Source organism: Candidatus Mancarchaeum acidiphilum, assembly GCF_002214165.1.
GTDB lineage: Archaea > Micrarchaeota > Micrarchaeia > Micrarchaeales > Micrarchaeaceae > Mancarchaeum > Mancarchaeum acidiphilum.
In genome coordinates, this window is sequence record NZ_CP019964.1 from 63,002 (window position 1) to 83,037 (window position 20,036).

At 37.2% G+C, this 20,036-nt stretch carries 24 protein-coding genes and 1 tRNA gene; 18 read left to right on the forward strand and 7 right to left on the reverse strand.

Annotated elements, in window-relative coordinates; all coding sequences use genetic code 11:
• Nucleotide 1: 1 nt before the first annotated feature.
• Nucleotides 2-370 (reverse strand): cell division protein SepF, encoded by a 369-nt coding sequence (locus Mia14_RS00430; protein ID WP_088819600.1) that lies wholly within the window; start codon nt 368-370, stop codon nt 2-4.
• A 170-nt stretch (nt 371-540) separates the two neighbouring features.
• Here Mia14_RS00430 and Mia14_RS00435 point away from each other — a divergent pair, with 170 nt between their 5' ends.
• Nucleotides 541-921 (forward strand): DUF488 domain-containing protein, encoded by a 381-nt coding sequence (locus Mia14_RS00435; protein ID WP_088819601.1) that lies wholly within the window; start codon nt 541-543, stop codon nt 919-921.
• Between the two features lie 20 nt (nt 922-941).
• On the opposite strand, the gene Mia14_RS00440 is transcribed toward Mia14_RS00435, so the two are convergent.
• Nucleotides 942-1,364, reverse strand: a complete 423-nt coding sequence (locus Mia14_RS00440) for a CoA-binding protein (protein ID WP_088820597.1) — start codon at nt 1,362-1,364, stop codon at nt 942-944.
• A 58-nt stretch (nt 1,365-1,422) separates the two neighbouring features.
• On the opposite strand from Mia14_RS00440, the gene Mia14_RS00445 reads away from it, so the two are divergent.
• Genes Mia14_RS00445 through spt4 form a run of 3 tightly spaced genes read left to right on the forward strand, consistent with a single transcriptional unit; the run spans nt 1,423 to nt 2,627 of the window.
• Entirely contained in the window at nt 1,423-1,803 is a 381-nt protein-coding gene (locus Mia14_RS00445; protein WP_124216861.1) for a PIN domain-containing protein, read from the forward strand.
• 12 nt (nt 1,804-1,815) lie between these two features.
• On the forward strand, nt 1,816-2,415 hold the full coding sequence (locus tag Mia14_RS00450; RefSeq protein ID WP_088819603.1) for a DNA-directed RNA polymerase: 600 nt from the start codon (nt 1,816-1,818) through the stop codon (nt 2,413-2,415).
• A gap of 17 nt (nt 2,416-2,432) precedes the next feature.
• Nucleotides 2,433-2,627, forward strand: coding sequence for a transcription elongation factor subunit Spt4 (gene spt4 / locus Mia14_RS00455; RefSeq protein ID WP_088819604.1), 195 nt, complete (start codon nt 2,433-2,435; stop codon nt 2,625-2,627).
• A 105-nt stretch (nt 2,628-2,732) separates the two neighbouring features.
• On the opposite strand, the gene Mia14_RS00460 is transcribed toward spt4, so the two are convergent.
• Nucleotides 2,733-3,467: an FKBP-type peptidyl-prolyl cis-trans isomerase gene (locus tag Mia14_RS00460; protein ID WP_088819605.1), complete on the reverse strand. Its 735-nt coding sequence runs from the start codon at nt 3,465-3,467 to the stop codon at nt 2,733-2,735.
• A 198-nt stretch (nt 3,468-3,665) separates the two neighbouring features.
• Here Mia14_RS00460 and Mia14_RS00465 point away from each other — a divergent pair, with 198 nt between their 5' ends.
• The gene (locus Mia14_RS00465) at nt 3,666-4,499 is read left to right on the forward strand and encodes a hypothetical protein (protein ID WP_088819606.1); all 834 of its coding nucleotides are present in this window, start codon (nt 3,666-3,668) and stop codon (nt 4,497-4,499) included.
• The gene (gene gltX, locus Mia14_RS00470; RefSeq protein WP_088819607.1) at nt 4,496-6,244 is read left to right on the forward strand and encodes a glutamate--tRNA ligase; all 1,749 of its coding nucleotides are present in this window, start codon (nt 4,496-4,498) and stop codon (nt 6,242-6,244) included. Before Mia14_RS00465 ends, gltX begins: the two co-directional genes overlap by 4 nt.
• Here the strand turns inward: gltX and Mia14_RS00475 are convergent, their stop codons facing one another.
• On the reverse strand, nt 6,245-6,910 hold the full coding sequence (locus tag Mia14_RS00475) for a fibrillarin-like rRNA/tRNA 2'-O-methyltransferase (protein ID WP_088819608.1): 666 nt from the start codon (nt 6,908-6,910) through the stop codon (nt 6,245-6,247).
• An 86-nt stretch (nt 6,911-6,996) separates the two neighbouring features.
• Here Mia14_RS00475 and Mia14_RS00480 point away from each other — a divergent pair, with 86 nt between their 5' ends.
• Entirely contained in the window at nt 6,997-9,201 is a 2,205-nt protein-coding gene (locus Mia14_RS00480; protein WP_088819609.1) for a PAS domain-containing sensor histidine kinase, read from the forward strand.
• A gap of 2 nt (nt 9,202-9,203) precedes the next feature.
• Here the strand turns inward: Mia14_RS00480 and Mia14_RS00485 are convergent, their stop codons facing one another.
• A complete protein-coding gene (locus Mia14_RS00485) occupies nt 9,204-9,749 on the reverse strand; it encodes a hypothetical protein (protein ID WP_088819610.1) in 546 nt (181 codons plus the stop codon).
• Nucleotides 9,750-9,937: 188 nt separating this feature from the next.
• Between Mia14_RS00485 and Mia14_RS00490 the strand changes: the two genes are divergently transcribed.
• From Mia14_RS00490 to Mia14_RS00515, 6 genes are all read left to right on the forward strand, one after another.
• Entirely contained in the window at nt 9,938-11,164 is a 1,227-nt protein-coding gene (locus tag Mia14_RS00490) for a response regulator (RefSeq protein ID WP_088819611.1), read from the forward strand.
• Nucleotides 11,165-11,710: a hypothetical protein gene (locus Mia14_RS00495; RefSeq protein ID WP_088819612.1), complete on the forward strand. Its 546-nt coding sequence runs from the start codon at nt 11,165-11,167 to the stop codon at nt 11,708-11,710. It abuts the gene before it with no gap.
• A 43-nt stretch (nt 11,711-11,753) separates the two neighbouring features.
• Nucleotides 11,754-12,614: a COG1470 family protein gene (locus Mia14_RS00500; RefSeq protein ID WP_088819613.1), complete on the forward strand. Its 861-nt coding sequence runs from the start codon at nt 11,754-11,756 to the stop codon at nt 12,612-12,614.
• Nucleotide 12,615: 1 nt separating this feature from the next.
• On the forward strand, nt 12,616-13,320 hold the full coding sequence (locus tag Mia14_RS00505) for a hypothetical protein (RefSeq protein WP_088819614.1): 705 nt from the start codon (nt 12,616-12,618) through the stop codon (nt 13,318-13,320).
• Nucleotides 13,311-13,382, forward strand: a tRNA-Asn gene (locus Mia14_RS00510). Before Mia14_RS00505 ends, Mia14_RS00510 begins: the two co-directional genes overlap by 10 nt.
• A gap of 273 nt (nt 13,383-13,655) precedes the next feature.
• The gene (locus tag Mia14_RS00515; protein WP_088819615.1) at nt 13,656-14,018 is read left to right on the forward strand and encodes a zinc ribbon domain-containing protein; all 363 of its coding nucleotides are present in this window, start codon (nt 13,656-13,658) and stop codon (nt 14,016-14,018) included.
• A gap of 344 nt (nt 14,019-14,362) precedes the next feature.
• Here Mia14_RS00515 and Mia14_RS00520 read toward each other — a convergent pair whose 3' ends face one another.
• Nucleotides 14,363-14,824, reverse strand: coding sequence for an archease (locus Mia14_RS00520; RefSeq protein WP_088819616.1), 462 nt, complete (start codon nt 14,822-14,824; stop codon nt 14,363-14,365).
• 166 nt (nt 14,825-14,990) lie between these two features.
• On the opposite strand from Mia14_RS00520, the gene Mia14_RS00525 reads away from it, so the two are divergent.
• From Mia14_RS00525 to Mia14_RS00545, 5 genes are all read left to right on the forward strand, one after another.
• Nucleotides 14,991-16,559 (forward strand): archaeosortase/exosortase family protein, encoded by a 1,569-nt coding sequence (locus Mia14_RS00525; RefSeq protein ID WP_088819617.1) that lies wholly within the window; start codon nt 14,991-14,993, stop codon nt 16,557-16,559.
• Nucleotides 16,543-16,974, forward strand: a complete 432-nt coding sequence (locus tag Mia14_RS00530; protein WP_157891408.1) for a bis(5'-nucleosyl)-tetraphosphatase — start codon at nt 16,543-16,545, stop codon at nt 16,972-16,974. Before Mia14_RS00525 ends, Mia14_RS00530 begins: the two co-directional genes overlap by 17 nt.
• Nucleotides 16,975-17,041: 67 nt before the next feature.
• Nucleotides 17,042-18,277: an NAD(P)/FAD-dependent oxidoreductase gene (locus Mia14_RS00535; protein WP_088819619.1), complete on the forward strand. Its 1,236-nt coding sequence runs from the start codon at nt 17,042-17,044 to the stop codon at nt 18,275-18,277.
• Between the two features lie 6 nt (nt 18,278-18,283).
• A complete protein-coding gene (locus Mia14_RS00540; RefSeq protein ID WP_088819620.1) occupies nt 18,284-18,934 on the forward strand; it encodes a helical membrane plugin domain-containing protein in 651 nt (216 codons plus the stop codon).
• 319 nt (nt 18,935-19,253) lie between these two features.
• Nucleotides 19,254-19,610 (forward strand): helix-turn-helix domain-containing protein, encoded by a 357-nt coding sequence (locus tag Mia14_RS00545; RefSeq protein WP_088819621.1) that lies wholly within the window; start codon nt 19,254-19,256, stop codon nt 19,608-19,610.
• Nucleotides 19,611-19,656: 46 nt separating this feature from the next.
• Here Mia14_RS00545 and Mia14_RS00550 read toward each other — a convergent pair whose 3' ends face one another.
• Nucleotides 19,657-19,989 carry a methylated-DNA--[protein]-cysteine S-methyltransferase gene (locus tag Mia14_RS00550; protein ID WP_338025067.1) on the reverse strand — a complete coding sequence of 111 codons (333 nt, stop codon included), beginning with the start codon at nt 19,987-19,989 and terminating at the stop codon, nt 19,657-19,659.
• Between the last annotated feature and the right edge of the window lie 47 nt (nt 19,990-20,036).

Sequence of the window (20,036 nt, forward strand, 5' to 3'; positions counted from 1 at the left end):
ATTATTGAGGTTTTTTCTTTTTGATTATCTTAACCTTTGCAGGAGTGATAATTATCTTTCCAGTATCAATCCTACCAACATCTCCATCTATCTTGTTTACGTAATCCTTTATCTTGTCCACAAGATCCTTCAATGTTTTAGGTCTTGCCGACATAGAAGATATATCTAAAAGCAATATATTCTTTTTGTTAAGCTCATCCTCAATTGCAGCCAAATCATCTTCACTCTCTAGATTAAGGGGTTTAACATAGAAATCTGCAGGTTCGTTTAAAACATCTACATTTTCCATCTCTTGAGAATTCATGTAATCCTCTATATTTATCTCTTTTGAAACTCCAAGGTCCTTCCCTAGCTTGCCGAATAGACTCATATAATCACCACTATATACCTATTTGATATTGCATATTATTATTTTTAATACTTTCTATTTACGAGTGACTACCGATATCAATGCAAGCCTAAACCATATAGAGCGATAATTCAGGCAAGATAACCGGTTAACCAGTAAGTTTAAAAATATTAATTATTTATATTAAACCAATGATTAAAATAAAGAGGGTATACGATAGAATAGATATCCATGATGGAACTAGGATACTCGTAGACCGATTATGGCCACGTGGAGTAAGGCGAAGCAGTGCAAATATAGATTTATGGCTTAAAAATGTTGGCCCCAGTGATGATTTAAGGAAGTGGTTCAGCCATGAACCAGACAAGTGGCCCGAATTCAAAAAACGATATATAAGTGAATTAAAAACAAATCCCGTTTTTGATAAATTATTGGATATAGCGATGACAACAGACCCAATAACCCTTTTATATGCAACAAAAGATCCTGATAAAAACAATGCAGCAGTATTAATGGAGCAACTGAATATCAGGATCAAAAAGATTCAATCATTGACATATCCTGAAAAATAATCTAATCCTTAATTTGTAATTTAATTTATTCCCTCTATAAGCCTAACATGCTCCTTCATCATACACCTATTCATGACAAATAGAATCCCATTATCCTCAGCGTATTTCTCAGCACTTTCGTTGAATATGCCTTCCTGCAGCCAAAGTGCTTTTGCGCCTATGGAATGTGCCTCTTTTGCAATTTCCAATGCCTCAGATCCAGGCCTAAAGACGTCAACGACATCTACCTTAAATGGTATATCAAGCAAAGAGGGATAGGATTTTTCACCGAGTATCTCATCAGCATTAGGATTTACAGGCACTATCTTGTAACCCGCCTCCTGCATGTATTTAGGAATATCATGTGAAGGTTTCCCTTCTTCCCGTGAACAGCCAACAACAGCTATAACCTTGAAATTACCTAATATAAATCTCTCTCTTTCATCATCACTGCCAAATTCCATCAAATCAATATCTAGTGTATAAAAATGCATTTAATAGTATCTTATAAATAATATGCTGATGGAAGTAATAATAGATACAAGTTCATTGGTATTCAGCGCCAGAAATAAATGTGATATAATAAGCCGTATAAATAGCGAAATCCCTAATGCTGAAATATGTGTTTCAAAAGGGGTAATACGTGAATTAGAAGGAATATCAAAAGGAAATGGGGGGAATTCAATAGCGGCAAGAACTGCCATAGAAATACTTAAAAATAAAAAGGTTAAAGTATATAACAATAATGAATACGTTGATCAATGGATATACAACCATGCCTTAGAAAATAAGACCCAGGGCATTGGACAGGTAATAGTTACCAACGACACAGAAATCTATAATAGGATAAAATCAGAAAAAATAACAGTCAAAAAGTCTACAATTAAATGCTTTTTAAAATAATTTGGTGAAAAAATGTATAAAGTTTTCTCAGTAACTGATAATTTTAAGCTACCTCCATCTGAATTCGGAAATGATATAAATAAGGTGGCAACACACATATTGCAGGAAAAATATGAAGGCCTGCTAGATCCTGATGTTGGGATAGTACTGGCCATCTATGGAATCAAGGACATCAGCGATGGAATAATATATCCTGGAGATGCTTCAACACACCATAAAGTGAACTTCAGCATATTGACATACAAACCAGAGGTAGATGAAGTAGACATAGGAATAGTTACAGAGCTAGTCGATTTTGGAGCATTTGTAAGGATGGGGCCTATAGATGGATTAGTCCACGTATCCCAGATAACTGACGATTTTATCTCATTGGACAAGAAGGTAAATTCATTTGTATCAAAGAATAGCGGCAAGTCGCTTAAGAAAGACGATATTGTATACACAAAGATATCAACTATAAGTATGAAGAAATCTATAAAGGATTCAAGGATAGCATTAACCATGAAGCCGTATGGATTGGGCAAGGTTGAATGGATTTTGGCTGGATCAAAGAAAAAGGAATCTCCAAAGGGGGGAAAGCCAGCAGTTGCAGCAAAATCTTCTAAAAAGTAATAAAAGAGGTATTGAAAATGGATGAATTAGCGTGTAGAAATTGCAAGTTTATAATAAGCAGCCATAGCTCAAAGTGCCCAATATGTGGCTCTGATGATTTGACTTCAAAATGGAGCGGTTATATAATAATGCTAAATGTAGATAAATCAGAATTGGCCAAAACATCCAATATAAAAACAAATGGGGTATATGCAATTAGCATAAGGGACTGATTTTTAAAGCATTTAAAGAATTGGATTTCTTCCCTTATAAACTGGATTTATATATAAAAATAAGAATTAAATCCCTGCCTTTCAGGGATCAATCAACTTCTGAAATTAGCTTGCTTCTTCTTCATTGTGCTCTGTGTCGCTGTTTTCCTCACTTGCATTGCTTTCTGCAGAATTTTCGTATTCCTCGACCACATTCATCTTAGTGATCCCATCCACATAAGCAAATATTGCCGACAAAGCGTTTGCCTTTCCTATAAAATAATCCGCATTCTTCTTGAACTTTGGATCATAATAAAGCACAAATTTATCACCTTCCTTCTCTACACGCGATGGCTGTACACTATAGGTCTTTGCAAGCCCCTCTATCTTTTCTTTTTCATCCTTAAGCTGTCTTACAACTTCAACCTCATATTTGATGCTCTTTCCTGCATCCGGGTGGTTCCTGTCAACTACTACTCTGCCTGAGCCAACACTTACCACTGTTGCTACTGAATTATCGAGATTTATCTGCATTCCCGGCTGTGGGTCTATCTTATTCTCCCTGAACTGGGAGATTGGCATTACACCTATAAGGTCCTTCCTGCGCTCTCCAAAAGCATCTTTTGGCTCTAACGTGAAGGTCTTAGATTCGCCTTCATTCATATTCATCAATTCCTTTTCCAATCCTGGTACGACTGCATGCGACCCCAATATTATCAAGGTAGGCCCGTAATTAACATGTTCATCGTAAATATCTGCCTCTTTAGCTTTGTCCTTGTAAGTTGTCGATAGGACGTTTCCCTTTTCTGCATCATACGCTGTATAATTTATCTCTACAAAATCTTTTTCCTTGAAACTCATATTAATCACTTGCTGCAAAACAAAGACTTTTATTAATTAAAGTCATAAATATTCTTATGACATCCTATTTAAATCTTATTATCGCATTTATAAAAATGTATTGAATTATCCTAAGAGTTATACAGGATTGAACAAATTTATAAATATTTAAACTTATGATAAGAGAATGTCGTAAACCCTTATTAGGTGCATTGCCATATGAATGAAAAAAGCAAGAAAGTCATAATGTTGGTTGTATCAATAGTCATAGCTATGACATTCATAAGCTCTTATCTGAATTCCGACTTCAATTCAACAACCCCTACAGCCCCATCAAAATCTGCAGTGAAATTACAACCTGTGCCATTTTTTGGATCTGCAAATGCTATAATAAGGAATTATACCTCTTCGCTATACGTCTATGAGAATACCACAGATGTAACTAATGCATCGAAATTAACCTCTTTAAATAGCAGCTTGTCATCAGCCCTAAATGTAATACCAAGCTATGGAGAGACCAGCCTGCCAAATGGATATTATCTAAGATTAACGGGAAGTGCAGTATCTGCATCCCAGACTTTGAAAAAAGAGTTTGGCAATGAAATCATACTAAAATCAGATGCGTTGGTAAATATAATAGGAAATTATACATCCTCATTATATGTGTATGAGAATGTCACAGGTGCATCCAACCTAACCAGCTTAAACAGCAATCTAGCGTCTGCCTTTATTGCATTGGGAATAAATGACGAGTATCCAATTAAAAATGGGTATGATATCATAAAAGTCGGCAGCGTAAATAATATAACCGAATCATTAAGAAAAGAATTTGGCAATAAAATCATACTAAAGCCAACCATAACGGTTGATGCGGTCCCAATGACGTACTCGTCAAAATATGGAGATATAGGGATATACTTCAACGCCACTACTTTATACACACTAGATAACGTTTCAATATCAGCAGTCAATAGCACTATACCAGTAAGTATAATAGCTACTGTTACAGATAATGACAAACCTTACCAAGTGGTGCTTAAACCTATAGAATGAACAAGGTAACCTTCATGGTGAATCTAAGAGATATAGTTTACGAGTACGCAATTAAAAATGCATTTTCTTATGGAAAAGCTAATTTTGGGAGTGTACTAAGCAAGGCAATATCAAAAGTGCCAGAGTCAAAGAAAGATATGCAATTGCTGAAGGACACAGTAAATGAGGTAGTCAATTCCGTCAATGCAATGAGCAAAGAGGATATTAATAGAGAATATTCTAAATATGCTGACATATTCGAAAAAGAATACCAAGAGAAGTTAGAAACCACATCAAAAGCAAATATAAAAATAGAAGGTGCCGAGAAAGGCAACGTTATTACCAGATTTCCTCCAGAACCCGGTGGATATATACATATAGGAAATGCCAAACAGTGCATATTGAGCGACGAAATATCAAAGCTTTACGACGGCAAAATATACCTCTACTGGGACGATACGAATCCAGAAAAATGCAAGGAGCAGTATATCTCAAGCATAAAGGAGGACACTGCCTGGCTAGGGATAAAGTTTGACAAAGAATACTATGCAAGCGACAACATAGATAAGATATACGATTACGGGAGGAAACTTATTACTGATGGCAACGCATATGTATGCGGCTGCAGCCCTGAAGAAATCAACAATAATCGGCGCAATGGAATCGAATGCAAAGATCGGCTAAGGCCCACAGAAGAAAATAGGGAGCTTTTCGAAAAGATGATAAGTGGCGATGTGGAAGGAGGAAAGCTGATAGTTAGATTTAAGGGAGATATGAAATCAGAAAATTCTGCGATGAGGGACCCAACATTATTTAGGATAAATAAAGCGCCCCATTACCGGCAAGGCACAAAGTATTCAGTTTGGCCGACTTACCATATGAATACACCAATCCTAGATTCTATAAATGGCATAACCGATGCGATAAGAAGCAAAGAGTACGAGGTATGGGATTCAGTAGACAAAAAACTAATTTCATGTTTGGGGTTAAGGCAACCACGCATCCATTATGAAGCAAGGCTGAATATAGAGGGGACTATAACGAAGAAAAGACTTATAAGGGAATTTATAAACAAGGGATACATAAAGGAGTGGGATGACCCAAGGTTAGTCACGATATCTGCATTGAAAAGAAGAGGAATACTGCCCGAAGCTATAAAGAATTTCATCCTTAAATTTGGAATGAGCAGAAATGATACAACAGTAAAGATGGATATGCTTTTATCAGAAAACAAGAGGATATTAGAGCCAACAGTGCCCCACCTATTTTTCATCTCCAATCCACTCGAGCTACAAGTAGATGGAATTGATGCAGCACCAAAACTCAAACTCAACCCTAACGACAAGCAAAATCCAGCATACAGGGAGTACCCCAAAGACGATAAATTTTACATATCAAAAAATTCAATTTCCGATCTAGCAATAGGCAGCACGGTAAAGCTAAAGGATTTTATAAATCTGCAGCTGGTATCAATAGAAGACAAGAAAGTAACCGCCAAAGCCTTGGACGGCAAAGAACATTTCGATAAAATAATAACATGGACACCTTACAACGGGAAGGCTGCAAGTTCTATTCTAATACCTGGAGAAATAGTAGACAAAGCCGAAAATTATATACCAGAAAGCATCAAATACGTGGAAGGATATGCTGAAGGATATGCAACCGAATTAAAAGTTGGGGATATAGTATTATTTGAAAAATTCGGTTACTGCCGGCTAGATAAGATAAGCGAAGGCAAGTACGATTTTATATTTACTTCCGGCTGATTATTTCTTCTTTAGAACGGCAAACATATGAAGCTTGTCAAATGGATTAATGTCTATCTTTTCCACTATGTCAAAAACATCTTTTAGTTTTCGAAGCTCGTCTTCAAAAACATCCTCAGGTTTCCTGCCGACATCAATGCTTTGTGATTTTATTATGAAGTAAGCAATGCCGCCTTTTTTTAGGAAAATGCTGTTTGCTTTCAGTATACCTGATTGGTCTCTTGCGGAGACATCCTGGTATATCACATCACAGCTTTCCTCCTTTACGAGATTTTTGTAATTATCTATTGCCATAGCATCGCTCAATATGGGAAGCATATTGTGCCTCAGTTCACACAGATTCAAAAATTCACGCATGCTCCTTTTCGATATCTCTACACCATACAGTCTTCCATTAGCGCCTATTATATCGCTAACATGGCTCGAGGTAGTCCCTGTTGACACACCCAAGTAAAGCACGTGTGTACCTCCCTTTATCGCTATGGTTTTAAGCCCTTTCAGTATTGCGGCTGCCAATTTGCTCCTGTAAGGATTCCAGAGCCTGTATTCTATATTGTCTTTTTGTATTAGTTCCTCTCCATATACACGGTGACCGGTTATAAGATTTTTCGTCGCAAGCCTGCCATCTACTTTGAATATGCTATCTGATATATTAATAAATTCCATAAAACTACCTTAAAAAATAAAGGTATAAAAATTTAATATAACTATTTGTAATTAGCGCATTTCTCAAATCTATAATCGTGTTTAATATGGTGGAAGATATATTCATAAACAAATTTCTGGCAGACATGATCAATCTTACAAATACTACAGATACTGAGTATGGTTTAAAGGACTATCTTTCCAGGATGTTTGGCATAGAGAATATAACTGTAAAGATGTTTGATACTGAAAGATTCAACCAAAGCTCACTTGAAGCTTACATTTCCAACACGAAGAAAAGTTACATAGACAACGAAATAAATGAGTATTCTGCATTCCCCGAATTGCTTAACTACCGCAATAATGGGTATAGCAGCTGTCTTATTGCACCAATAAAGGTGGACAATAGGGTTATAGGAGAAGTAAACCTGTTTTCCACACATCCAAATAAATTCACCCCAGACATATCAAGCCTTATAGAGTTGAGCGTCACCCTTTTTGGTCTTAACTTGTATTATAGTTCTGAAAAGAAGAAAGTAGAGCGGATAACAAGCTACTTTGATGCATCATTTAACTCATCAGTCCCTCAGGCATTAGTCAACTCAGCAGGAGATATCCTGAAGTTCAATAAGCAATTCGTAAATCTAATAGGAAGTTATCCAGAGGACAAGAAAATAGCAAGCGCAATAGGGGTGAACTTTTCGGACCTGTATGATCTTACAGATGGAAAATACATCCAGAAAGCAATAAAAAATGGCAAACCTGTTAGAATAAACTCATACAAGATAAGGGATTCTCTGATACATATAACATTAATCGATCAATCAGAGCATGAACTACTTAGCTCTATAAATTCCGCAATCAACCTGCAAAACCAATTCTTGATTCTAATATTGGACGATAAATTGGATATAAGAAATTTTGCAGGATCTCTATATGACAAGTTCAATGAGATACATGACCTGTTGACCGGAAAAAACCTAAATAGCTTCGTAGGAGAGGCTAATGGAAAGCTGATTGACGAGTCTCTAAAAAATCAGCAGTCCTTCAAATCTACCTTGCAAATTGAATTCCCAAACAAGTCAATAAATGGGAGGATATCAATAGAAAAATGTTCAATGGGCTATGCGGCGATGATAACCAACATAGAGAAAGAGCTGTATGCAGAAAACCTTGATAATACCTTAGACGATTTCATAAACACAACAACGGACATGATAATAAAGGTTAATGAATTTGGCTATATAGAAGACTGCAATGATCCCACTGTAAAAAACCTTGGTTATCCGGATAAATCCGGCTTAATAGGAAAGGAAATAAAATCGATATACTACGAGGGAGATTTAGAAACTTTCGATACAAATTTCTCATTTATCCGCAAAGGGGAGCCGATAAACTCGATAAGCTCCAACATGATAAAAAGGGATGGAGATTCAATACCTGTAATTTACTCAATAAGAAGGATTGATGACAAATCCAGCCAAAAATATATTTTAATAATACATAGCTTGGAGACTAAAAGGGAGCTCCAAGACATGGAGAGCAAACTTCACAAATCAGATATCCAAGCAAAGCACTTCAAGAGTGCAAGTGACCTAAAGTCAGAGTTCATATATGACATAACCCATGAGCTTAAGACCCCTCTGACAAATATAAAGGGATTTGCCAAGCTGATGAAAGACGGAGAATTCGGACAGATCAATGAAGACCAAGCCAGTTATCTAGATACAATACTTGAAGAATCTGATAGGCTTATGCTCATAATATCACAAGTCCTCGATGCGGCGAAGTTGGAGGCAGACAAGGTAAAGCTGGATGTAAGAGAGGTTAACCTAAAGGAGCTCTACTCAAACCCTAGCATAAAGTCCATGGAGGAAGCAGCTAAGAACAAGGGATTGTCATTTACTTGGGATATAGCTTATGATGTGCCAAATATAGATGCCGACTTAAACAGGCTTATACAAGTATTGGTAAATCTTATAGGGAATTCAATCAAGTTCACTGAATCAGGTGGGATCACAGTAAAGATATTCAAGAAATCACGCAAATCAGTTCAATTTGAGGTAAATGATACCGGGATAGGGATAAGTGACGAGGACAAAAGGAAAATATTCAAGAAATTCTACCAAGCCCCTAAAAGAGGGCTAGTAAAGCCGGATGGAACTGGAACAGGTCTAGGATTAGCAATAACAAAAGATATAGTATCGCTTCATGGCGGCAAGATACGTTTTGACTCCAAACTAGGAAAAGGCACTAAATTCTGGTTTACTCTTCCGATAACCTACAAGAACAAGGCTTCAAATAAGGCTTAATCTCAGCCGAATGTTGCATTATAAGTTATATGGGAATAATCAGGAGATATACCCAAACTTGGGCTGACGGGATATATATTTAGTGTCGCATTGTCACTGCTAACACTGGTCATCTTTATTATTAGGTTTGCATATTTTCCTGATGTATTTATATGTACTAATGTACCAACAGGAAGATTCACCTCGATAGGCTTGTTTATGAATATAGGGGATTTTGTAATATAAACATCAGCAGTATTGGATTTTGAGTTTGTGCTATAAAGGTATATCGAATATTCAGAATTATTTATACTGTAAACAATCCCTTTTGAAGTGCCTATTGATAATGTCACATTTCCCTTGTAAACCCCGGTATTATAGTATGCTGCGACTGCAATTACTATAATAATTATCAACACAACTAGAATTGCGATTCCATAAGTCATATTATTGTATTTATTCTTTGATTTAAGCTTTGGCGATCCAAGCTTGTTCTGACCCTTTTTAACTTTAGTGGGATTGCGATTATTTAGCAATTTGTCAGCATCGCTTTCTTTTTTATCAACCATAAATGCACCATCAATTAGAAATGAATACAGAAAAAGATTATCTATATAACTATAAATACATTTCGTTATACCAATGCAAGAAAGAATCAAATTAAATTTATGTGTTAATACGAGCAAAACATTGCCATATAGCAAATAGAAATGTTTTTATAAATGCAAAGCTATTATCTTTTGTAAAGGTGATAATATTGGCCAACATAGGAGAAGAGACTAATTCTGACAAGAAGAGCTCACATTATGATGAAGTGTTAAATGTTATAAATACCAACCAGCAGATAGCTTACCATGATATAAAAGATGCACTTGAAAAGGAGATAAGTGATTCGGAACTTGACAAAACTTTGAAGAATCTTGAAAACGACAAGAAAATAATATCAAGGAGCAGTGGCGGGATAATGACCTACTACTCTTTATATGATGAACCGAGAATAAGCAAAATAATGATAGTAGAGGATGATAAAAACATAAACAAGCTAATGTCAATATCAATAGGAAAGGGGTACGACATTACACAAGTATACGATGGAGGTGAAGCATTAGGACTAATAAAAAAGATACACCCAAATCTCATAATACTTGACCTAATGCTTCCAGTAATAGACGGAATGCAGATATGTGAAAGGGTTAAGAGTGATCCTGAACTATCTTCAGCAATAGTTATCCTTGTTTCTGCCATGGACCCTACAAGCAATAGATTTAAAGGAATAAAGAACGGGGCTGATTATTACATAAAGAAGCCTTTTGATCCTCTTGAATTGCGCACACTGGTGACTTTGTTCTTGAAGAAAAAGGGAAAGCGCTTTGATCCACTGATAGATTTGCCGGACGAAGAGAGGATATCAGCAGAGCTGGAAAGGTCACTTAAGCAAGGTGAGAAGTACAAGATAGGTACATTGAGCATTGAGAACCTTGGGCCTTATGCAAATAGGTTCGGAGAGCACTCTGCCATAATATTATTGAGGTTAATATCCCAGCTGCTTCAAGACCTAATAAAGAACAAAGACCTATTCGTTGGTTTCCTTAATAGCGACTCCTTTGTGATAGCAGGCATGGAAGACGACGTTAACAAGGCAGTAGAGGCTGCCCAAAAGGAATTTAATGCAGTGCTTACCTTTGTAGTCCAGGATATAGGATACAGGCAGATAGACCTTAATCTGGACAACATATTCGAGTCTAACGAAATCCCAAAACTTGCATTGACATATCGTGAAGCTCCAAAAGAGCTGATTAAGGAGAGAAGAGAAAAAATATTGATAGGCAAGGACCAGAAAAGCGGGGATTTGGGTTCATACACATATGACGAATTGCAAAAACTGTTTGGAAGGGAGGATCTTGATGTTATAATAACAAGGGATGCAAACGGTATAAAGCTTAGAGTAGGGAAGGTAAACAACGATAAAGGGGAAGAGAAATAAATGTACAAGCGATCTCAGGCGGCATTGGACTTCTTGGTGTCCTATGGAATAGCATTTTTAGTAATAGCAATAGCCATCTACATAATTTTTACATCTGGAATATTCTCGCCAAGTATAACTCCAACCTCTTGTACCCCCTCTCCGGGATTTGAGTGCCTTCCTTCCTTGCTATCAACCAATGGGACTATAATAATGCGCATACTTCAGGTAACAGGAAGCACGATAAGGATAAATGGGATTGCTTGCACCACATTATTGGAGAACGCAACCAACCAAATTCCTCTATACGGAAACATAAATATTACAGGCCCTGCTGCATCCCCTCAATTCTATCCCAACGGTTATGAAATCCCAAATGGGGGCATTGAATATAGCGATAATTACACAACGTTAGAAGCAAAATGCTATGGTGGGAAAAGCTCTTTAGCTACAGGAAAATTAGGAAATATCTTTAAGGGTTATGTAGTTTTAAATTATACAATGGAAAATTCTGATAGGCCATACATAAAGCAGGAAGTTGCCTATTTGACAATTAAATATACGTAAATTATAAAAAATCAAAAAAGAATCTTATCGGTCTCGTGATATAATGAAAAAATTGATTGTATTGATGTTCGCATTGCTGGTAATGTCAGGTTTAGGATATATATCAGCGCAATCAGCCCAAAACTCATCTTTGCAGCCCTCCTATGTAAGAATGATTGAACCATACAGCAGTATCTTATATGCGAACAGCAGTGTTTACCTTGGCAAAGTCGCACCAGGGCAAACATTCTACGTAACTATATCCTCAACATCCCTAAATAAAAATAATAAATCCATAAACTTAGGATGGAACCATTTTGTAGCATATGGATTGCCAAAGGGGTGGGTGGTAGAAAATTCCTCCTACAATATAAATGAGCCTTCGGTAAAGATAAAAGCAGCTTCAAATGCAAGTTACGGAATTTACAATTTCACATTAGAAGCAGTTAACTCTGGGGACATAGCAGGCATAGGAGAGCCAAAAATACATGCAGAAATAAATGTCTCCAAAGATGTTATAAAGTTGTATCTACCTTATACCAGCATAAAAATAAACCCTCTGCAGGCAAGTATAGTTTACGTTATAATAAACAATACAGGAGTTTCAGATAATCCATTCATAATAGGATCAACAGGCGTGCCTGGCTGGAATTTTACCCAATCAGTAATATCAAAGCATGGAAGCAGCAATGAATTCGCTTATCCCGTGAAAGTAGATGCACCAGGAATATACACAATGTCATTATACGTTAGGTCGGCTACCAGCCCCGAAGTATACGAATCAGAGAATATAAGTGTAACCGCAAGAAGCACGTTGTTTACAGATTATAATTCAATAGGATCAGGATCCGTATTGTTCCCAATAATATATGCCCCAGTCGATGCTGTAATGTACCTGATTGGGGTTTTAGTTAAAGTGATGTAAAATGCCCAAAAAGAATTCAGATAAAAATTCAAATAAAAAGAAGCAGATGAAAGTAGCATATGTAAAATTGGCTTCATTAAAGGATTTTGTCAAGTCGTCATGTGACTTCAGCAGGAACTTCCTCTCTTCAATATCCATGAAGGAAGGGAAGAGATACAGGCTTATAGCCGAGGGCGAAAGGATAAATGAAACTGAGATACTATACTATTATGATACGGATAAAATAAGCAATTTCATAATATACAACCCAGTGAAAGATTTGGAGCCTGAAATGTCGTCAAAAAAGGACAATACTGACATGTACAACAACTATATAATAAGCATAGCTAGCATGCTATCAAACCCTTTTAAGGAATCAGAGCTAAAGCAGGGATCGGTCAACATGGTTGAAATTGAATCCTATAAAGCACTGCTGATAGCCGCAATCAATCGTTTTTCAGATGACAACTCCATAGGGAAGATTTACCTTTTCAATTATGGCAAGAAGCCTTATATAGGAACATTCAACCTAATGAATGGCAGCGATAACAGCACATTTTTCTTCTCAAAGCTTCCAGAAGAGATGTTAAAAGAGGACAATGGATTCTTTAAATATGATTATAACTCTGACAGCATAGAAATAAATAATAACTTTTCTACCGATAACTTAATACACGTCAGGATTGTGAATTTGGCAGAGCCGTTCAAGTTTTTTAAGCCCGAATAGCTCAGTGGTAGAGCGACTGACTGTTAATCAGTAGGTCGTAGGTCCGATCCCTACTCCGGGCGCTTGTGCTTTACAATCAATCCTAATCGTCAAGCTATTTATTTTGATATGTGACACTGTGCTGCCTGATAGCAAATAATACAAGTAATAGAAGAAATACAAGTAATAGAAAATCAAGAAGCCAATATCTGATATATTGCTTTAGCAATCGTACGCGTAATATAGTTAGCTATATAACGATATCTCGATATAAAAATCCAAAAGGAAAAAGGCTTAAACATAACATATTATATATTGACTATAGGTGTTATACAATTTCACAAGAAACAACCACTATGCAACTAAATAAATCCGTTGTTAAGGCACTTAAGCAAATAAAGAAATACTCCAGAGAGACTTATAATAGGACAATCCTAAATCTTGACCCAAGAGACACGACGCAGGAATGCAGCAGCTGTCATTATATAAAGAGAGGGGAGGAGAAGTTGACTCTCAAGGACAGAATATACTGCTGCAACATCTGCGGACTGGAAATGGACAGAGACATAAACGCATCGATAAACATACTCAATAGAGCTACCCTCGGACAGAGGGGAAGTCACACTCAGGGAGAAAATGTAAGACCTCAACAGGAGGCAGTCTTCGAGGAACTGAGAACCGATAAAACACATCCTTTGTTGGATGCAGTGATTGCATGACGCAGAGGAAGTCCACACCGTTTACGGGTGGGAGGATGTCACAGATATAGAAGGTCCAAAGATCATACCTGCGTTGGTGTTATCGGAGGAATTATGAAATATAATTATAGCAGGAATAACTACAAATCTTCAAATGGTGTGGTACGCATATTTACATAGGAACAAGCAACCAGGACAGTGTAATAAAACTTAACTATATACTTACAATTACGGATTATGCGATAATGAAAACGGTTTTTAAATTAAGCCCCAAGAAGAAACACCTTGTTTTTGAAGGATTAGCCAAAAAGCTAGGGCTTCTGAAAATTTAGGTAGCATAAATTATGCAGTATTTTATTGCCTTGTCAGACATCAATTACTATATCTGCTTTGTAAACTCCATCTGCAAACTTTAGTGACATGTTGTACTTGGATACTCCCTTGACCTCTATGTATGAGTACTTGTCCTGCTTTTTCACAGCATCAAGCTCCACTCTTACATTATCCTTGGTTTTTCCATTATGCATTTCAATGGAAGACACCCTGAATATGAAAAGGCCCCTGTAATCAGCTATAGAAAGCGCGTCTTGAAGAACATACCACAATAAATCGAGATAAGAGCCCTTTTCAGATCTCTCTGTCAGTTTTATGTGGTAGACCTTTATGGAATCCCATTTTCTTGCATCTGCATTGATCCTTCTAGTATTTGCTATTGTATTGGCCATTGCCAGTATAGAATTGCCCAACACCTTTTCAAAGCTTCTCCCATAAGCTAGGAATTCCACATCCGCAGTGTGCGATTGGTACTCAAATTTTTTAAACCTCATAAAAACCCTTTTGCAAACGAAATAACAATTGCTGATTTCATTAACATATAATCTAACAATCAAAATGTATATATTTTATAATCCTAAATAATATAAGTCCTATGAAGAAAAGAGTAACTGCTGAATTGTGATGATACCCATATCGGCTGAGGACTAAGTGTTGGAAATGAAAAGCGATATTGACTACAAAACGAACAAATTATTTGGGATTATAGTCCTACTCATCTCATTTTTAATCATAGAACTGAGCTCAATAATATCAACATCTTTTGTGATATCGGATACAAACCAAGCAAGCTACATAATAGTAGTAATGCTTATGCTTCCCCTAACGATCCTGTTCAGCATTAAAGAAGACATACACATAAGCAGGAAATGGTATGATTATGCAATAGGGATTGCGGTATTCATCCTGTATTTGACTGTATTTGCTTATGCCAGAGCCGCAATGTCATTTGGGTTTATGTCATATAGAATAGACGCACTGCTCCTGCCTTTAGTAATTATATCACTTACTTCTATAATATTCGGCTCTAAGAACATAAAAAAGTTCAAGTTTGTAATAATATACTCTCTTTTTGCATCCCCTGTCCTGCTGCTCCCTCTTTTAAAAGAGAATCTGGCGTTTACGTATCTTAATGCATCCTTGATATTCTCTGGAATAAAGTTATTCGACCCAAATCTGGTAAGAGTCGGGCTTGTCATAACTTCACCTCTAGGATATCAAATATCAATCGCATCAACATGTGCGGATATAGGAGCTTTCGTATCTATTATGATGTTTATGCTGCCCTTAGGTTATCTTTACAATGGCAAGCTGTCTCACAGAGCCTTGTGGATAGTGGTCTCGGTCGTGTTCCTCCTACTTCTTAATTTTTTCAGGATGTTTCTAATATCTTTGATTTGGATATACTATGGATTGAGTGCAGCGATATTAACTTTGCACTTGTTCTTCGGAGAACTAATATTTGACATAGTTATAATAGTCATGATACTTGTGGCGTCAAAGTTTGGGATGAGCATACCAAAGTTGAATAATAACAAATCCAAAACAAATTTCCAGAATCTAAAGAATTCTTTGATTAGAAGCGGATACATGGTTATTGTAATTGCTTTAATCTCTATAATTGGCATTTTCTTGTCTTATCCGATAACATCTTCAGTACAGCACAATCCAATCTCATTTGCAAGTGCTGTGCCAAACATGTCCGAAGTCCAGTTTATGCAGCCCTTGGAGGCGTCAAATATGACCATACTATACGTAGGCCAGGTTAACGGGTCTGCAGGAAGCGAGCCATTGGAAATTTTCACAATGACAAACAAGACATTTTCCAATAACTCCCTAATAAATGCGTTATCCTATGACGAAGCAGGCTTATCTGTTCCGACAATCCTCAAACTCGGAAATACAAAAACCATCAAAAGCAGCAGTGTTATTCTGAACAACGGAATCACTCTTCACTATGCTAAGGAGGTATCAAACGGTACAGTTTTTTACTCAAATCTCCTGTCAATACCATATAAGATCAGTGAAGAAAACCAGAGCAGATACGTCACTATAAACTACCTGTTAGCAACCACAAAAAACTTTACAAGTTGCAATATCGATTTACCAATACAAAACAGGTTTGACTCATTAATATACAACACCATAAATGGCAATAGCAATAAGGGAAGATATATTTGTGCGGCTTATAAAATAATAGATGGTGCAGGCAATGGAACATATGGATGATGGAGGCATAATAATATATAAGTGCATTAGTGGATCCCCGGTATTTTTATTCTTAAGGCGTGCAGAAGGATGGCTCGATATGCCTAAGGGCCATATAGAGAAGGGAGAAACAGAGATGCAAGCTTCAATAAGAGAGACCTTTGAAGAGACTGGGATAAAGGTGGAATCCATGGATCCTGACTTTAGTTACATAGACACGTACACTTTTGCGAATGGCAACTCTGAAATAAAAAAATCTGTCATGTTCTTTATGTCTAAAGTTAATCCTGCCATTGAGGTTAAAATTTCCAAAGAGCATGTAGGATATGAATGGCTTGGCTACAAGGAGGCATTGGAGAAAATAGAATTCAAGGACGAAGCAGAAACAATAAGGATAGCATATGACTACATAATCAATAAGAGAGCATGCAGGTAGGTTATCTGCATAACCATTATCCCAATGCTTAAATAGTTACTATTCCATTAACAAGTGGTATGGTAATATGGTAAGACTGCTTGTTTTAGGGGGAAGGTTTGCAGGTTTGACTGCTGCATATACCGCAAAGAGGCTGCTTGGAGACAGTATAGATGTAACATTGATAAATGATACTCCGTATTCTGCCTTTAGGCCAAACATGCTGCACGTGGGTATAGGAATTGCAAAGGCAGAAGATTACGAAGTTGACTTGAATTCTGCATTAACCGCAAAAGGGATAAACTTCATATTGGGAAGGGTAACCGGAGTAGATGCCAAGAGCAATAAGGTAAGCTATTCAACAAAAGATACGGAGGACGAAGCAATAGAATATGACTACCTAGTATTTGCGCTCGGGGCAAAACTCGGAATAGAACATATCAAAGGATGGAATGAATATGGTGCAAGCGCATGCGAGCCAGAATTGGCAAAAGCTCTATATGCAAGGTTGGAAAAATTTGAAGGCGGCAATATAGCCATAGGATCGGGATTATTTTACCAAGGAACATTGACACCCAGAGGCAACTATCCAAAGAATTGGTCAACCAAGATAGATTCAGCATGTGAAGGACCGGTATTTGAACTGTCACTGATGATACCTCCATTCCTTAAGAAAAAGGGTGTTTTGGATAAAACACACATAACAATTTTCTCTCCTGGTGAAGAGATACTCACAGATATATCAAAGGAATCTAGGAACATAGTAAAAACAATGTACTCAAACCAAGGATTCGACATGGTCTGGAATTTCAAGATAAAAGAGATAGATAAGGACAAAATCATAAGCGATGACGGAAAGGAGATAAAAGCGGACTTGGCAATAATACTTCCACCTTATGAGGCAAACGATGTAGTCAAGAATTCGACCTCGGACTTGTTTGACGATGGTGGATTCATGGTGACAGACGAGCATATGAGGTCCCTAAATTATCCAAATGTATACTCCTGTGGCGATTCAAACCAGATGACTGTTCCAAAGCTTGGAGCACTTGCAACGCAAACTGCAAGGATAGCAATGCAGGATCTGGCCAACAGGCTTGGAGTGCCAACAAAGATAGATTCGTATGCACCTGATATCATATGCATAGCAGACAACCCATTGGAGAATACAGCGATATCAATCGATGACACAACACTCTATGGGGGGGATAAGAGCATAGTGCAGGCATCTCCTGCAAATCATATAAAGAAAGAGCTTTTCGCTAAGTATTTTATGTGGACCAATGGGGATATGGTTCTTGATAAATATCTAGGAAGTGGGTGAGCTATAATGTTGAAAAATAATCCTGTAAATTCTGAAAACTCTTTTGATCCTGAATATGCACCTAGCATTACCAAAGCTCTCAAGATGATAAAGAAGCTTGACGATCTTGGAATGCTTGACTATATGAGCGAAGTATTAGACACTGAAGACACCATGGAATCAATATCTACTTTAATCAAGAGTGACGAAGCAGTAGCATTAAGGGCTAAAGCGGACCAGCTAAGGCCGCTGGTTGGAATTATCGCGGATAAAGACACCATGAGCGCAATTGCAAATCTCGCAACAATACTTTCAGCTTTGCAGAAAGTAGGCTTACTGGATCCAGTAATAGGGATGCTAAAAGACGACGAGGTCATAAATGCGGTTATGGGGCTTATATCAAACGACTTCACAATGAACCTTATAGCAAATGCAAAACCCATTCTAAATTCATTAAGTAAATTAGACTTAAGCGCGATTCCAAAATACCTAGATGTGCTAAGCTCCGCTCTAACCTATATGGAAAACGGCACAATCCCTCCGGTAAAAGGTTTGACCGGTATGTTACATGAACTGGGAGATAAGGATACACAAAAAGGTTTGGGTATTGTGTTCTACCTGCTGAAAAGCTTAGGCAGTGCTAACAGCACTACCCAAAAAGCAGATGACAAGAGTTGATCCGCTGTATGTAGTTTGTAAGGTTCCACGTTAAAAATACTACGTGGAACTAAGAACTTGTACAATAAATTTAAATACCTAAGTTTAAATAATATTATTCAGTTATAAATAAGGTTTTGAGGATTGGACTCGAAAATTGATTAGATGTGATATTGTGGAAAAGGGTAACATGTTTGCCGTAAAATCTTGGTCTTCCATGTTTAGCGGTAGCCCTGACAGATACCACACAGCTATTCTTTGCATTAACACAGTCAATAAGTCATACATCCTCCATCTGCCTGCATAAATTATTAATTTTTTGGTGGTTTATGTGAGGCGGATGGTATCTAGTTTAGAGTTTGATAAGGAGGTTTTAGTCGTACAACCGTCTAAACTTCCTGAAAAAGAGCAATTGACTATAATAGAGATAGGTCTGGATGATATAGACAGTGCTTCAAGCTTCGTATCTTACTTAAGCGAGATGTATGGATTTCCAAAAAGCTCTATGTGGTATGACTTAAGGCGCTTAAAGGAGAAGGGGCTAGTGGATTTTGCGGCAAAAGGCGAAAAAGGGAAAGCGCTCCGTTTGACCGAAAAAGGCATTCAGATATACAAAGGGTTCAGTGCAGAAAAAATGAAAATAATAAACAAATTCGCCAGCAAATTCATTGACGAAGACAGTTATTCTGAATACTGATGACAGATAACCTCAAGCTTGGATATGGTGTGGTGTGCCAGCAGCATTATGCTGCTGGCTTGCCTATATAGCCCTCTTCTTTCAAAATTCTCCTTTTGGCATCAGTGCCTCCGTTGCTGTATTCCCCCAACTTTCCATCTGCCCTTATTACCCTGTGGCAAGGTATTAATATAGGAAGAGGGTTTTCCTTCAATGCGGTGCCAACTGCCCTATAAGAATTAGGATGGCCTATTGCAACGGCTACTTCCTTATAAGACATTGTTTTACCTTTAGGTATGGTACACACAAACAAGAGAACTCGCTTTTGGAAATCTGTCAATCCATATTTACCGAGCATCCGCTTTATCCTATCACTTCCTTTACAATCTGAACTTGCCATAAATAATCACAAAACCACTATAAATTTAGCTGTCCTATTATTATTGA